Consider the following 15,739-nt stretch of genomic DNA (forward strand, 5'->3'; position numbering starts at 1 on the left):
AAGCTAGAGTTCCGCAATTGGAAATCTCTAGCTTTTTTGTGGCTGAGAACTATTTTGTCTCAGGTTCATTTTTTAAGGTTGTAGAATGATTTCAATCCACGGTATTCAGCTACTTCACCAAGTTGGTCTTCGATGCGAAGCAATTGGTTGTATTTAGCGATACGGTCTGTACGTGAAAGTGAACCAGTCTTGATTTGTCCTGCGTTAGTTGCAACTGCGATGTCAGCGATTGTTGAATCTTCAGTTTCACCTGAACGGTGTGATACAACGGCAGTGTAACCAGCTTCTTTCGCCATTTCGATAGCGTCGAATGTTTCAGTAAGAGTACCGATTTGGTTAACTTTGATAAGGATTGAGTTAGCAGCACCTTCTGCAATACCTTTTTCAAGGTAAGAAGTATTTGTTACGAAGAAGTCGTCACCAACCAATTGAACTTTGCCACCAAGACGTTCAGTAAGAGCTTTCCAACCGTCCCAGTCGTTTTCATCCATACCATCTTCGATAGTGATGATTGGGTATTTGTTTACCAATTCTTCAAGGTAGTCGATTTGTTCTGCAGCAGTACGTACAGCTGCTCCTTCACCTTCAAATTTAGTGTAGTCGTAAACTTTACGTTCTTTATCGTAGAATTCTGATGAAGCACAGTCAAATCCGATAAATACGTCTTTACCTGGAACATATCCAGCAGCTTCGATAGCAGCAAGGATAGTTTCAACTCCATCTTCAGTTCCTTCAAAACGAGGAGCGAATCCACCTTCGTCACCTACGGCTGTTTCAAGACCACGAGATTTAAGGATTTTCTTAAGAGCGTGGAAGATTTCAGCACCCCAACGAAGAGCTTCTTTGAATGATGGCGCACCAGCAGGTACGATCATGAACTCTTGGAAAGCAATTGGAGCGTCAGAGTGAGAACCACCGTTGATGATGTTCATCATTGGAGTTGGAAGAACTTTAGTGTTGAATCCACCAAGGTAGCTGTAAAGTGGGATTTCAAGGTAGTCAGCAGCAGCACGAGCTACAGCGATAGACACACCAAGGATTGCGTTAGCACCCAATTTACCTTTGTTAGGAGTACCGTCAAGAGCGATCATAGCACGGTCGATAGCTTGTTGGTCACGTACATCGTAGCCGATGATAGCTTCAGCAATGATGTTGTTTACGTTGTCAACAGCTTTTTGTGTACCAAGACCACCGTAACGAGATTTGTCACCGTCGCGAAGTTCAACTGCTTCGTGTTCACCAGTAGAAGCTCCTGATGGAACCATACCACGTCCGAAAGCACCTGATTCAGTATAAACTTCTACTTCAAGTGTTGGGTTACCGCGTGAGTCTAGGACTTCGCGAGCGTAAACATCAGTAATAATTGACATTTTTTACTCTCCTTATGAGTTAAATTTTTTACACCTCTATAATACCTTAAAACCCCTCCTTTTTCAAGAAAAAACGTTATCTTTGTGCAAATTTTCCTTAACTTTATAAAGTAATCGCTTTCTTTTATCTGTTTTATTCTAACTTTTATGATATACTGTTTTCATGACAGATTTATCAAAACAATTACTTGAAAAAGCTCATGGTGGCTCAAAATTAAATCCGGATGAGCAAAGACGCTATCTTGGCACTTTTGAGGAAAGAGTTCTTGGATATGCAGATATTGACACAGCAAATAGCCCTCAGTTAGAAAAAGGCTTTTTATCTATTTTAGAAAACCTTCAGGAAAAAGCAGAACCACTATTTGTGAAGATTTCACCAAATATCGAATTTGACAAGCAAGTTTTCTACTTAAAAGAAGCTAAAGAAACTGATAGTCAAGCTACTATTGTATCTGAAGAGCATACTTCTTCTCCTTTTGGCCTGATTATCCATAGCAATGCACCAGTTCAAGTAGAAGAAAAGAATCTTCGACTTGCTTTTGCAAAACTTTGGGAAGTTAAAAAGGAAGAACCATCCAAAACATCCTTATGGAAGAAATGGTTTGGCTAAATCTTGCGCATATTTAATAAATGCCCGATATTGGCAGCCGTGTGCTCCAAATAGAAACTGGCATTTTTCAGACTATCTTCTAAAGGTTCACTTTTCTCCAAAATAGAAAAGGCAGCTTGGATATTTTCAAATGGTAAAGGAGGTAAATCCTCAGCAAGACTACCACAAATAGCAATGACAGGAACTCCGACAGGGGTTCTTTTTGCAACACCAATAGGCGCTTTACCTGATAAGCTTTGACTATCTAGCCTTCCTTCTCCTACAACAACCAAGTCAGCATGTGAAACTTTCTTATCAAAGTTAATTAAGTTCAAGCAGGTATCAATTCCCGACACGATATTTGCCTGAGCAAAGGCACACAAACCGCCAGCAATGCCTCCACCAGCTCCTGCTCCTTTAAGTTCCAATGTTGCAGGGGAGACTTTTTCATAAAAATCTTGGATCGCTTGATCTACGGCATCAAACATAGTAGGATCTAGACCTTTTTGCTTGCCAAACGTGTAGGTCGCACCTTGAGGACCACATAAGGGACTCACGACATCTGCTAAAATACGAATTTGAACATCTTCAGGAATTTCATAGCGATTTTCTTTTGAAACAGAAGCTAATTTCAATAAGGACTGACCCCAAGCGGGCAATACATTTCCATCCCTATCATAAAATCGATAACCTAAACCAGCAGCGATCCCAATTCCTCCGTCATTACTGGCCGTGCCACCAACGCCGATATAGATTTCTTTAATCCCTTGAGCAATGAGATGACGAATCAACTCTCCAATACCACAAGTCTGAATTTGAAGTGGATTTCGTTTCTCTATCGGAATTTTTCCAAGGCCAACTAAATCAGCAACTTCAAATAGTGCCAGTCCCCCTTTTTGAAAATAGCGCATGGCTTCTTTTTGGCCAAAAGGGCCTGTCACTTGGATCCATTTTTCTTCAAGGTCAAGAGAATGTCGAATAGCATCTACAGTACCTTCTCCCCCATCACCAATAGGGCAGAGGAGACATTCTACATCTGCTATTGATTGTTGGAAGCCTCTTTTTATTGCTTCAGCTACCTGTTGAGCGGTCAAGCTTTCCTTAAATGAATCTGGTGCAATTACAATCTTCATATTTTCCCTCATTCTAAACAGGCAATCAAAGGAAGAACTTCTAAAAAATCCCTCTTGTCAACATGATTTGGTATTTCTTGTTTCAGTACTTCTTTGGCACAAAAAGCGATTCCTAGTCCCGCCGACTTTAACATTAATATATCATTAGCCCCGTCACCGATTGCAATCGTTCTTTCTTTAGAAAGTTTTAGTTCCTTTCTCCATTGTTCTAGAGTATCTTTTTTGATCTCGGGATTGATAATTTGTCCAACTAACTTTCCTGTTAGATGACCGTCTTTAACTTCAAGTTGGTTGGCAGAAAAATAGGCAATACCAAGGGATTTTGCTAATCTCTCAACTATTGGTGTAAATCCACCGGACACCAGACCAACTAGGATGCCATTCTTTTGGAGAATAGAGATAAATTTCTGTGCATTTGGCGTTAGATGAATAGTGTTGAAGACTTTATCAAAAACCGAAATAGGAAGACCTTCCAACAAGGAAACTCTTTTGCTTAAACTGCTTTCAAAGTCAAACTCTCCTCTCATTGCCTGACTTGTAAGCTGCGCAATTTCCTCCTCACAACCTGCCTCTCTTCCCAAAAGGTCAATCACTTCTTCTAGGATTAAGGTGCCGTCAACATCCATGACACACAAGCCTTTTATTTGAGACATAAGATCTCCTCTCTAAACAGCCCAAAAATCGTATGAAGTCATCATACGATTTTATCTATTAGTTAACTAAACTATGGTACAAGTCAAGGTATGATTTGCAGGCTGTATCCCATGAGAAATCACACTCCATAGCTTGTTTTTGTAAGTTTCTCCAAACGTCAGGATGGTTTCTGTACAAGTCCAATGCAGTTTGGAAAGTCCAATTTAACCAATAAGGAGATAGATTGTCAAAGCTAAAGCCAGTACCGCTTCCTTCAATTGGATTGAAAGCGCGAACGGTATCTCGCAAGCCACCAACTTCATGGACTAATGGCAAGGTTCCGTAACACATAGCCATCATCTGAGACAAGCCACACGGTTCGAAACGACTCGGCATGAGGAAGAGGTCACAAGCAGCGTAGATTTCTTGAGCAAGTTTGACATCAAAAGTAATATTTGCTGATAACTTGTCAGGATAAATCTGAGCAAACCATGAGAAAGCTCCTTCAAAGGCTGGATCACCAGTTCCCAAAAGAACAATCTGAACATCATTTTGCAAGATATGATGCAAACTTTCGACCACGACATCAAAACCTTTTTGGCGTGTCAAACGAGAAACAATTCCCACCAGTGGAACGTCAGCTCTAACTGGCAAGCCAACTCTCTCTTGCAATTTTGCCTTATTTTGGGCTTTTCCAGACAAATCTTCCTGATTGAAATGATAATCTAAAAGAGCATCCGTCTGAGGATTATACAGGTCAGCATCAATCCCATTTACGATACCAGAGACCTTACCAGACTCCATTCGAAGAATCTGATCCAAGTTACATCCAAACTGACTAGTCATAATTTCATGAGCATAGCTAGGCGAAACGGTTGAAACACGATCCGCATAGAGAATACCAGCCTTCATCCAGTTCAGACAGTTATTCCAGCGAAGGGTACCATCAGCATAACGCTCAAAGCCAACTCCAAACAAATCCCATAACATTCCTTCTGAAAATTGTCCTTGGAATTCCAAATTATGAATGGTTAAAACAGTTTTAATGCCCTCATAGGCTTGAATCCAACGGTATTTTTCCTTCAACAAGAAAGGAATCATAGCTGTATGGTAGTCATGAACATGGAGAAGATCAGGAATAAAGTCAATCCTTTCCATAGCCTCAATGGCAGCCAGTTGGAAAAAAGCAAAGCGTTCTCCGTCATCAAAATCACCGTAAACATGACCTCGGAAGAAATAATATTGGTTGTCAATGAAGTAGAAGGTCACACCATTTAAGACTGTTTTCTTAATCCCACAGTACTGTCTGCGCCAACCAACACTAACCTCAAAATGAAGCACATCTTCAATCTGATTTCCAAATTTAGCCTCTACCATGTCATAGTAGGGTAAAATTACTGCAACTTCATGTCCCGCTTTTACCAGTGATTTAGGAAGAGCGCCAATGACGTCTCCCAAACCACCTGTTTTTGAAAAGGGTGCACCCTCAGCTGCTACAAATAAAATTTTCATGAATGAATATCCTCTGTTACTTTAGCACCTTTCTTAACGACGACTGGATGTTCTGCAGTTCCACGGATCACTACTCCATCCGCAACTTCAACACCCTTGTCCAATATAGCGTATTCTACCTGAGCACCTTCTCCAATAACAACACGAGGGAATAAGATGCTATCTTTAACCAAGCTATCCTTATGGACATGAATATTACGTGATAAAACAGAATTAGCCACTTGACCTTCAACAATACTACCAGAAGCAAACTGAGAAGTACTTACCTTAGATGTATTGGCATAGTAAGTTGGCTCTTCGTTTTTGACCTTTGTATAAATCTTTTGGTTTGGTGAGAAGAGAGAATAGAACTTTTGCGATTCAAGCATATCGATATTCGCTTTATAATAAGACTCTACAGAATGAATATTTGCCAGATAACCTGTGTACTCGTAGGCAAAAGCCCCTTCTTTTGCAGCCAAATCACGTAAAACATAGCGTAATTTCTCTGGATGTTCTTTCTTAGCTTCTTCTTCCAAGCGTTCAATCAACCAAGGGGTATCAACGACAAAGATATCTGTGGACATATTGTAAACTTCATCTGTTGACTTGTTATCAAAGAGTTTATGAGAACGAACATGGTCTGTTTCATCCACTTCCAAGATTGCATTTACTTCTGAAATATCTTTTTTAGGTAGTTTTTTATAAACTACAGTGATTGGCCCTTTTGTTGTACTATGTAGATGGAAAACTTGGTTCAAATCAATATTAATTAAAACATCACAGTTAAGTGACACTGTTTGGTTTGAGCCAGAACGTTTCAAATAAGTAAGAAGCTGTTGGTAGTATTCTTTTCCAACTGTACTACTTTCCACACGGGTATTGTAAATACCTAGATAGTAGTGGCTAAGAAGAGTTGACAATCCCCACTCACGCCCTGAACGGATATGGTCAAAGACTGAACTGATATTGTCTTGTTGGAAAATACCAAAAATACTACGGACACCAGCATTAGCAAGACTTGAAAGCGGGAAGTCAATCAAGCGATATTTACCACCAAATGGCAAACTAGCTACTGGACGGTGGTCTGTCAGTGTTGACATATCATGAAAACCAACTGTGTTTCCTAAAATGGCAGAATATTTATCAATCTTCATCTGTTGCTACCCCCACTACTTCATCATATCCTACAACTTGTACTTCTTCTGTTCCATCAATTTCGACACCATCAGAAATAACTGCACCTTCACCAATAATGGCACGTTTGATTTTAGCTCCCTGACCAACAATTGCACCACTCATGATAACTGAATCTACTACTTCTGCCCCTTCGCGAACTTGCGCCCCTGTTGAGAGGATAGAATGTTTAACAGTTCCATCGACAAAACAGCCATCGACAACCAAAGAATCTTCAACATGTGCATTTGCCCCAAGGAAGTTTGGTGGTGAAATTAGGTTTCTTGAGTAAATCTTCCATTGACGGTTACGGCTGTCCAAGGCATTCTCTGGAGAAATGTACTCCATGTTCGCTTCCCAAAGCGACTCAATAGTACCAACATCTTTCCAGTAACCGTTAAATTCATAGGCATAGACACTTTCACCTGACTCAAGGTAATTTGGAATGACATTCTTACCGAAGTCTGACATATCCACATTGCTCTTTTCAGCAGCAACAAGCATATTGCGCAGACGTTGCCAATCAAAAATGTAAATTCCCATAGAAGCTTTTGTAGATTTAGGTTGAGCTGGTTTTTCTTCAAATTCAACAATGCGGTTATTGGCATCTGTGTTCATAATACCAAAACGACTAGCTTCTTTAAGAGGGACGTCTAAAACCGCTACTGTCAAGCTGGCATTATTATCTTTGTGAGACTGGAGCATATCATCATAATCCATTTTGTAGATATGGTCCCCAGATAGAATCAAGACATACTCAGGATTGACACTGTCGATATAATCAATATTTTGGTAAATAGCGTGGCTAGTCCCCTCAAACCAACGATTTCCTTCACTTGCAGAATAAGGTTGAAGAATAGAGACACCAGAATTGATACCATCTAGTCCCCAGCTTGAACCATTCCCAATATGGTTGTTGAGAGCAAGTGGTTGGTACTGTGTAATGACTCCAACATTGTTGATGCCTGAGTTGGCACAGTTTGAAAGAGCAAAGTCAATGATACGGTAGCGCCCACCAAATTGCACAGCTGGTTTTGCAATGCTTTGAGTGAGTTTACCGAGACGAGTTCCTTGCCCACCAGCAAGAATCAAAGCTAACATTTCATTCTTCATTTTCTACTCCTTTTTGGTTTTTACTTGTGACGGTTTTAGTTGATTTCAAGCGGCGTTTGATTTTCCAAACACTTGCTCCCATAGCCGGTAGGGTAAATGTTAAAGTCTGCTCATAATCTTTCCAAAGTCCCTCTTGTGTTTGCACAGTTTGATTATGTTCTTTCCAGACACCGCCCCACTCTTCTAACTCAGTATTCCAGACTTCTTCATAAATCCCTGCAACAGGAAGTCCGATTGTAAAATCTTTTCGTTCAACAGGTGCCATATTAAAGATACAGACTAACATATCATCCTTCTTACCCTTACGGATGAAGGAAAGAACACTCTGGTCTCTATTATCCGCATCGATGATTTCAATACCATCATAGCTGGTATCGATTTCCCACAGACAGCGGTGGTCTTTGTAAAACTGATTTAGCTGAGAAGTGAAATACTTCATCTTAGCATTCATTGGATCTTCTAGGTTTGACCATTCCAACTGTTCTTCAGATTTCCATTCTAGGAATTGCCCATATTCACTCCCCATGAAGAGCAATTTTTTACCTGGGTGACAAATTTGGTAAGTGTAGAGATTGCGCAAGCCTGCGAATTGATTGTAGCGATCTCCCCACATCTTGTGCATCATACTCTTCTTGCCATGAACCACTTCATCGTGCGAGAATGGTAGGAGATAATTCTCCTTGAATACATACATAAAGCTGAAAGTCACCAGGTTAAAGTCATATTTACGATAAATCGGATCTTCTTCATAGAAACGGAGGATGTCATTCATCCAACCCATATTCCATTTGTAGTCGAAGCCAAGACCATCTGAATCCTTAGTGTCAGTAATCTGAGTAGCTGATGAACTTTCCTCAGCTATCATCATAACGTCTGGATGAACTAGTTTAATCACATCATTCAAGCGTTGAAGGAAATAATAACCCTCATAGTTGAGATTGCCACCATCTTTATTAGGTGTCCATGGAGCATCATCGTAGTCAAGATAGAGCATGTTGCTAACCGCATCCACGCGAATACCGTCCAAATGATAAAAGTCAATCCAAAACTTAATGCTAGAAATCAAGAAGGACTGGACTTCATTCTTTCCAAGGTCAAAATTGAGTGCTCCCCAACCGTAGTTATGAGCCTTATTATGGTCTTGGTATTCAAAAGTCGGTGTTCCATCATAATAGGCCAAGGCATCATCATTGATAGTAAAGTGACCAGGTACCCAGTCTACAATAACGCCAATATTATTTAAGTGACATTCCTCAACAAAATCTTGAAACTCTTCAGGACGACCATAGGCATGCTCTAAAGCAAAGTAACCCATAAGCTGATAGCCCCAACTCAAACCTAGTGGGTGAGACATCAAAGGCATAAACTCAATGTGAGTATAATTCATCTCAACCAAGTAAGGAATGAGTTCATCTTTCAATTGAGCAAAACTATAGGGGCTGCCATCAGGATTTCTCTTCCAAGAGCCAGCATGAGCCTCGTAAATATTGACAGGACGCTCTTCAAAGCTCAAACGTTTTCTACGAGCTAGCCAAAGACCATCCTTCCATTTCTTTTCTGGAATATCTGTTAAAATAGCACCAGTCCCAGGTCGTGCCTCATACCGTACAGCCAAAGGGTCAATCTTCATAAGCTGATGGCCATTTACACGTGTGATATGATACTTATAAATTTGGCCTTCGTGAGCAAGACTGGTAAAGACTTCCCAGACTCCAAATTCATTTCGTTCCATTGGAATTTGATTTTCAACCCAATTGGTAAAATCTCCTACCAAATGTACAGCCTGAGCATTGGGTGCCCACACACGAAAAGTATAGCCATACTCTCCATTTTTTTCTTCCCTATGCGCTCCCAGATAATGCTGGAGGTGAAAATTTTCACCTGTCATAAAGGTTTCTAAAGCTTTTTTCTTATCCATACACCCTCCTATTTCTGTAAGCGTTTTCTATAGATTTATTATACTACCTTTTTAGGGAAGATTCAAGTAAATTACGGAATTTGCAAAAAATTCTTTTGAAAGTCTTCAACAAATTCACTGATGTGTTCACTTGTAAATCAAGAATTTTTCAGAAACACCTTGAAAACAGATTTTTTTTAATAATACTATCATAAAGTTCGTCATTTTGCTAACAAAAATATGATTTTAAGTAAAAAAATAAAGCAAGAAACGAATTTCCTGATTTTACATTTCATTTCACATCAAAAACAATGGATTTGACATTTGTCATCGCTTCAATACTATATTTAATTCCTTGCACTCCAGCGCCAGAACCTTTGACACCAAGGAATGGGAAATTATCTGGACCACGCTGGGTTTTATTATTTATATGAACTGTACCCACTTCAAGTTTTTCAGCAATTTCAAATGCTTTTTTGAAATCATTTGTAAAGACTGAGGATTGAAGGCCGAATTCAGATTCGTTGGCAAAGGCAATGGCTTCCTCTACACTAGCCACACGGATAATTGGTAAAACAGGACCAAATGGCTCTTCCCATGCCACTTTCATATCTTTTGTAACTTGGTCAAAAAGCACTGGCCATAGAAGATTGCCTTCGCGTTTGATTGGTGTAAGAGCCTGAGCACCTTTTTCTTGTGCATCATCAATCAAGCCCCAAATAAAGTCTGCTGAAGCATTGTCGATAACTGGTGTGATATCAGCATTGTCGAATGGATCGCCAACTGTTAATTTAGTAACCTCTGCTTGAAGCAAAGCAGCTAGTGTATCTGCTACACTTTCGATAACAATAACACGTTTAATGGCTGTGCAACGTTGACCTGAATAGCTAAAGGCACCCGCAACAATTTGCTTGGCAGCATGTTCCAAATCTGCATCTTCTAGTACTAAGGCTGCATCTTTCCCACCAAGCTCCAACATGATTGGACGCATACCAGCTAAACGACCAATACGTTCTCCGATAGGAGTTGAACCTGTAAAGTTGATGAAGTTGACTTCTTTGTGTTCAATGATATAATCCCCAATTTCTGAACCACGACCCGTAATGGTATTGAAAACACCAGCCGGAATCCCTGCTTCTTCAAACGCTTTAGCCAACAAGAGCCCAGAAATAGAACCTTGTGTTGGTGGCTTAAACATGACTACATTCCCTGCAATCAAGGCAGGTGCAATTTTAGAAGCAGATAAATTAACTGGATAATTAAAGGGAGCGATAGCCAGCACGACACCAACTGGCTCGCGACGAACAACGGCCAATTTATTTTTACTTGCTGCTTCAAAACCGCCACCTTCCATTGCTTGTCCAGTGATACGGAGACCTTCCTCAGCAGCATAGCGAATCAAGTCTGCGGTACGCACCACTTCTCCAATAGCTGCTTTAATTCCCTTTGCCACTTCTTTGGCAAGTATAGTACCAATTTCTTCCTTATCACGTTCTAAAATAGCTGCTGTTTTGTGCAAATAAGCCGCACGTTCAACTGCTGATAAAGCTCGCCAAGCTGGCAGGGCTGCACGCGCAGCTTTCATAGCCTCATCTACTTCTGCCTGAGTCATAGCTGGAACAGTCCCTAATTCTTCTTGGTTTATTGGTGAATAAATCGTAATTTCTTTTTCAGCTGATTTCCATTTTCCATTTACTAAATTCTGATATCTTGTCAAATTCTCGTCCTCCTGAAAATGATTAAGATATATTTTACCAAATTTTCAGAAAATTACAACCCTTTTTGCAATTTTTTTGAGATTATTTTCACAAGCTTGGTTTTTCAAACTATTTGAAACTTGATTCTAATCTTCATTGAAAACTTATAAATGATAAAAAGGATTAGACAATCTAACCCTTTTTAGTTTATGCATTTAAGAGAGTACTTTTAGCACTGCGACACTAGTATCATCAATGACATTTTCTTGTTTCGAACGACTATTGGTCACAAGCATTTCTAGATTTCCTGCATTTTCAAAGTATAAGGAAGTTCCCTTGGCATTGAATACTACCAATAGATGTTCTGGCCCCCCGTGAATCTCGTAAACAATCCATCCGCTATTTTCTGCAGCTGTGTGAACAAAGACATGACGGTAAACTTCTTCGTATGTAGGATAAGAAAAGGCGCTAGTCTGTGTTTTCAGTCGAATAATTTGACGGACAAAGTCAATGCTTTCTTGTCTTTCATTGATTAAATCCCAGTTTATTTGGTTAACACTGTCAGGAGCGTTGTAACTATTCATAGCACGTTCTCGGTCTGCCGAAGTGAGTTGTCCATGTTCACCCGTCGGAATTAATTTGGTTCGACCAAATTCTTGGCCAATTTCCATAAAGGACATTCCTTGCATGAGAAGGTTCATTGCTGTCGCTGTCTCAACCTTGCGCATAATCTGGTCTGAACTTTGATCAGGATGAAGAGTCGCCAACAAATCATGAAGATTGTAATTGTCATGGGCTTCAACATAGTTGAGAACCTGGTTTGGACTGAGATAAGAACCCAATTCTCGGCTACCAAGAATGGCCTTGGCAATGATTGGTTCAGTGGCTGCACCACTTACAAATCCTGACTTGATTGCACCATAAACTTCTCCTCCTTTGACCGCATCACGCTGATTATCATTGAAGAATCCGATATTTGGCATTTGGTAGGCATTATCCTTCTTGGCCTTATCATAAGTTGCAAGACCTGTTCCCATATCCCAGCCTTCTCCATAAGTGATAATACGGGGATCAACCTCATCTAGCGCCCAACGAATCGCTTGCATGGTTTTGACATCATGAATACCCATCAAGTCAAAACGGAAGCCGTCAATATTGTATTCCTGTACCCAGTATAGAAGAGAATCAATCATGTACTTGCGGAACATTTCGTGTTCACTGGCTGTTTCATTTCCAACACCTGTTCCATTCTGGAAGGTACCGTCTGGATTCATGCGATAGTAGTAATCAGGGACAGTTGTTTGGAAAGGTGCATCAACCGTTGAAAAGGTGTGATTATAAACCACGTCCATAATGACACCAATCCCCGCATCGTGATAGGCTTGAACCATGGTCTTCAAATCACGAATGACCTGCCCTGGATCATCTGGATTACTAGAAAAACTTGGTTCTGGTGCATTGTAGTTTTGAGGGTCATAACCCCAGTTATAGGTTACATTTCCATCCTCATCGTATTCCTTATGGCGATCAAAGATAGGCTGGAGTTGAACATAGTTGCAGCCAAGTTCTTTGATATAGTCAAAGGCGGTTGCTTGTCCGAATTGGTTTACAGTTCCAGTCTGGGCAGCACCAAGGAAGGTTCCACGGAGATGCTCTGCAACTCCAGAGGTCGGAGATTTGGTTAAATCTCGGATATGCATTTCACAGATAACTGCTTTACATGGATTTTCCAAACGCCAAGGCGCTTCTGTTCCATGTTTGACCACAAATCCTTCTACTTGTCTGTCTTGATGAGAAAGAATTACGGAACGTTTGCCGTCAGGACTTGTGGCAATCGTGTAAGGATCTCTCGTCACAGTCTGGTGGTGAGGAAAGTCAATCTGATACTGATAAGCCTTGCCAGCAAGATTTTCATCTAAGTCTAGACTCCAAACACCAATGGTATTGTACTTATGACTGTATGAATAGCTATTACCACGCTCTAGATTAAAGGTTTTCCAAATCGGAGCGTCGTTGCTGGTATTTTCGTAGACAACCACCTGTACAGCAGTAGCCGTAGGAGCCCAAAGTTTAAAGCTAGTCTGATAATCTGAAAGACTGTAACCTAGTTCTCCTTGGTAGCCCCAGTGGTGATCAAAACTAGCGCTATGTATTGCTCTATCAAAAGCAAATGGATTTTGATCTTTGTAGTAAGGACTAGCAATGGCTGGGTTTTCAGAATAATAAACAGTCTCGTCGCCCTCTAAAATCCAAACTTCTGTCAGAAGCGGATAGTAGTTATAACGCACGGAATATTCCTTAACTGTCCCATCAATCTCGACAGAAAACTTCAGGTTTTCTAACTTTTCTTGACTTGTAACTGTGAAGGAGAACTTTGCTCCAAAAAAGTTATTTTCATAATACAATTTTTCAACATTGTCCGCCTGTTTTCTACTAAATGAACAGGCTGCATAATCCCCGTTTTTTCGATGAAAATGGATGACTACAGGGTAATTAAACATTTCTTTTCCTAATTTCTAATTTTAATTTAATTTTTTATGTGGTGCTGATAGATTCAGCGATTTAATTTCTTACTCAAGATAGACTCAATCCATGTCAAAACACTTTAGGAAAGACAGTTTCAGACTATCTAACACCTAGCCTTCTACTATTCTTTATAAACTTTCTAGCCAAGCTTCATCTCGAACCTCAATACCAAGTTCTTGTGCTTTTTGAAGTTTACTTCCAGCATCTGCTCCTGCAACAACGAGGTCTGTCTTTTTAGAAACACTGCCTGTCACTTTGGCACCCAGACTTTCGAGTTTACTTTTAGCTTCTGAGCGCTTGAGTCGCTCCAATTTTCCAGTCAATACAACGGTCAAGCCTGACAAGGCTGCATCTACCACTACAGTCTGACCTTTATAGTTCAAATTGACCCCAGCTTCTCTCAATTCTCTGAGGAGAATTTCAGAGCCTTCTGTAGCAAAGTAAGTCTGAAGACTCTTGGCAATCACACCACCCAGACTCTCAATACTAGCCACTTCCTCTGGATCTGCCTGAGCCAGATTTTCGATTGAATGAAAATGTTGAAGTAACAACTGACTGGCCTTGCTTCCGACATGACGAATTCCCAAACCAAACAAGAGTTTCTCAGCTGAGTTTTCCTTTGATGCTTGAATGGCCTGATACAGTTTAGCAGCGGACTTTTCCTTAATCCCCTCTAAAAGGAGGAAATCTTCTTCTTTCAAACGATAAATATCCGCCACATCCTTGACTAAATTGGCAGCGAAAAGCTTCTCAACAATAGATGGACCAAGGCCTGTAATATTCATGGCATCTCGAGAGGCAAAGTGAATCAAACCTTCCATGATTTGAGCAGGGCAACGCGGATTGATACAACGAAGGGCCACTTCATCTTCAAAGTGCAACAAGTCAGAGTTACAACTTGGACAGTTTGTAGGGATATCTAGTTTTTCTTCAGAAACCCGTTTGGACTCTACCACACGTAAAACAGCAGGGATAATATCTCCAGCTTTATAAACGATAACCGTGTCGTCTTTGTGGATATCTTTTTCAGCAATATAATCCACATTGTGCAGAGTTGCACGGCTAACAGTTGTACCAGCTAGTTGTACTGGTGTTAGATTTGCAGTTGGGGTTACTACACCCGTACGGCCAACTGTCCAGTCAACCGATAGGAGTTTAGCTTCTTTTTCCTCAGCAGGAAACTTGTAGGCTACTGCCCACTTTGGAGCCTTGACGGTAAAACCGAGTTCTTCTTGACCTGCTAAGTCATTGACCTTGATCACCACACCATCGATATCATAAGGCAGATTTTCCCGTTCCTGTCCTACTTCTTGGATAAAATTCCAGATTTCATCTATGTTTTCTGCCAAGATTCGCTTAGGATTAACCACAAAACCTAGTTGTTCAAGGTGCTTCAACACCTTTTCTTGACTGTCACGAGTTGAAAGACTGGCTTCTTGATAGAGGAAGGTAGCAAGATTGCGCTTGGCAACTACAGCTGTATCCAACTGACGCAAGGTTCCTGCCGCCGCATTACGAGGATTGGCAAATTCAGGCTCTCCATTTTCTTGTCGAGCTTGGTTGACCTGGTCAAAAGAAGCGCGTGGCATATAACATTCCCCACGAACTGTGATATCTAGTTCTTCTGGCAAAGTCAAAGGAATATCCTTAACACGCTTGAGGTTTTCTGTGATATTTTCACCAATTGAACCATCTCCACGTGTTGCACCTGCAACTAGAATCCCCTTTTCATAAGTAAGCGAGATAGATAAGCCATCGATTTTCAGCTCACAAATATAGGTCGGATTGGCAACTTCCTTACGAACACGCGCATCAAAAGCTTCAAGCTCCTCACGTGAAAAAGCATCCTGCAAACTATAAAGAGGATACTGATGACTGTATTTTTCAAAACCATCTAAAACCTTGCCACCAACACGATGGGTCGGACTGTCTGCTAACACTTGCTTTGGATAAGCAGTTTCTAACTCGACCAACTCACGGTAAAGACGGTCATACTCACTGTCTGAAACCGACGGATTATCGCTGGTATAATACTCAGTCGCATAGCGATTGAGCAAGGCGACTAACTCATTCATTCTTTTATTCATAAAACCATTTTACCATAAATTAAGCCC

Annotated in this window: 11 protein-coding genes; 1 reads left to right on the forward strand and 10 read right to left on the reverse strand. The window is 40.6% G+C overall.

The genetic code is table 11. The annotated features are described in order from the left end of the window. Positions 1-65: 65 nt before the first annotated feature. Positions 66-1,370, reverse strand: a complete 1,305-nt coding sequence (gene eno / locus ACLV7W_RS05635) for a surface-displayed alpha-enolase (RefSeq protein WP_000022821.1) — start codon at positions 1,368-1,370, stop codon at positions 66-68. A 163-nt stretch (positions 1,371-1,533) separates the two neighbouring features. Between eno and ACLV7W_RS05640 the strand changes: the two genes are divergently transcribed. Further along, positions 1,534-1,980 (forward strand): DUF1694 domain-containing protein, encoded by a 447-nt coding sequence (locus tag ACLV7W_RS05640; RefSeq protein ID WP_411865602.1) that lies wholly within the window; start codon positions 1,534-1,536, stop codon positions 1,978-1,980. Here ACLV7W_RS05640 and ACLV7W_RS05645 read toward each other — a convergent pair. The 9 genes from ACLV7W_RS05645 to ligA form a co-directional block, all read right to left on the reverse strand. Beyond that, complete coding sequence (locus ACLV7W_RS05645; protein WP_411865603.1) at positions 1,977-3,092, reverse strand: glycerate kinase; 1,116 nt, start codon at positions 3,090-3,092, stop codon at positions 1,977-1,979. The two genes, ACLV7W_RS05640 and ACLV7W_RS05645, sit on opposite strands and share 4 nt — an antisense overlap. An 8-nt stretch (positions 3,093-3,100) precedes the next feature. Continuing rightward, positions 3,101-3,745: a phosphoserine phosphatase SerB gene (gene serB / locus ACLV7W_RS05650; RefSeq protein ID WP_411865604.1), complete on the reverse strand. Its 645-nt coding sequence runs from the start codon at positions 3,743-3,745 to the stop codon at positions 3,101-3,103. A gap of 58 nt (positions 3,746-3,803) precedes the next feature. After that, positions 3,804-5,237, reverse strand: coding sequence for a glycogen synthase GlgA (gene glgA, locus ACLV7W_RS05655; protein ID WP_411865605.1), 1,434 nt, complete (start codon positions 5,235-5,237; stop codon positions 3,804-3,806). Continuing rightward, positions 5,234-6,373 (reverse strand): glucose-1-phosphate adenylyltransferase subunit GlgD, encoded by a 1,140-nt coding sequence (glgD, locus tag ACLV7W_RS05660; protein WP_411865606.1) that lies wholly within the window; start codon positions 6,371-6,373, stop codon positions 5,234-5,236. Before glgD ends, glgA begins: the two co-directional genes overlap by 4 nt. Then, entirely contained in the window at positions 6,363-7,505 is a 1,143-nt protein-coding gene (locus ACLV7W_RS05665) for a glucose-1-phosphate adenylyltransferase (RefSeq protein ID WP_020902830.1), read from the reverse strand. The genes glgD and ACLV7W_RS05665 overlap by 11 nt, the downstream gene beginning before the upstream one ends. Further along, positions 7,495-9,423: a 1,4-alpha-glucan branching protein GlgB gene (gene glgB / locus ACLV7W_RS05670; protein ID WP_411865607.1), complete on the reverse strand. Its 1,929-nt coding sequence runs from the start codon at positions 9,421-9,423 to the stop codon at positions 7,495-7,497. Before glgB ends, ACLV7W_RS05665 begins: the two co-directional genes overlap by 11 nt. Before the next feature lie 271 nt (positions 9,424-9,694). Beyond that, complete coding sequence (locus ACLV7W_RS05675) at positions 9,695-11,119, reverse strand: NADP-dependent glyceraldehyde-3-phosphate dehydrogenase (RefSeq protein WP_000199367.1); 1,425 nt, start codon at positions 11,117-11,119, stop codon at positions 9,695-9,697. 195 nt (positions 11,120-11,314) lie between these two features. Continuing rightward, the gene (pulA, locus tag ACLV7W_RS05680; protein WP_125393290.1) at positions 11,315-13,600 is read right to left on the reverse strand and encodes a type I pullulanase; all 2,286 of its coding nucleotides are present in this window, start codon (positions 13,598-13,600) and stop codon (positions 11,315-11,317) included. Positions 13,601-13,753: 153 nt separating this feature from the next. Continuing rightward, the gene (gene ligA, locus ACLV7W_RS05685) at positions 13,754-15,712 is read right to left on the reverse strand and encodes an NAD-dependent DNA ligase LigA (protein ID WP_411865608.1); all 1,959 of its coding nucleotides are present in this window, start codon (positions 15,710-15,712) and stop codon (positions 13,754-13,756) included. Positions 15,713-15,739: the final 27 nt, after the last annotated feature.

Source organism: Streptococcus mitis (assembly GCF_965111735.1).
GTDB lineage: Bacteria > Bacillota > Bacilli > Lactobacillales > Streptococcaceae > Streptococcus > Streptococcus mitis_DR.

Excerpts from the sequence above, each read along its gene's own strand:
- eno (WP_000022821.1), bottom strand. The coding sequence starts at position 1,370 with ATGTCAATTATTACTGATGTTTACGCTCGCGAAGTCCTAGACTCACGC.
- ACLV7W_RS05640 (WP_411865602.1), top strand. The coding sequence starts at position 1,534 with ATGACAGATTTATCAAAACAATTACTTGAAAAAGCTCATGGTGGCTCA.
- ACLV7W_RS05645 (WP_411865603.1), bottom strand. The coding sequence starts at position 3,092 with ATGAAGATTGTAATTGCACCAGATTCATTTAAGGAAAGCTTGACCGCT.
- serB (WP_411865604.1), bottom strand. The coding sequence starts at position 3,745 with ATGTCTCAAATAAAAGGCTTGTGTGTCATGGATGTTGACGGCACCTTA.
- glgA (WP_411865605.1), bottom strand. The coding sequence starts at position 5,237 with ATGAAAATTTTATTTGTAGCAGCTGAGGGTGCACCCTTTTCAAAAACA.
- glgD (WP_411865606.1), bottom strand. The coding sequence starts at position 6,373 with ATGAAGATTGATAAATATTCTGCCATTTTAGGAAACACAGTTGGTTTT.
- ACLV7W_RS05665 (WP_020902830.1), bottom strand. The coding sequence starts at position 7,505 with ATGAAGAATGAAATGTTAGCTTTGATTCTTGCTGGTGGGCAAGGAACT.
- glgB (WP_411865607.1), bottom strand. The coding sequence starts at position 9,423 with ATGGATAAGAAAAAAGCTTTAGAAACCTTTATGACAGGTGAAAATTTT.
- pulA (WP_125393290.1), bottom strand. The coding sequence starts at position 13,600 with ATGTTTAATTACCCTGTAGTCATCCATTTTCATCGAAAAAACGGGGAT.
- ligA (WP_411865608.1), bottom strand. The coding sequence starts at position 15,712 with ATGAATAAAAGAATGAATGAGTTAGTCGCCTTGCTCAATCGCTATGCG.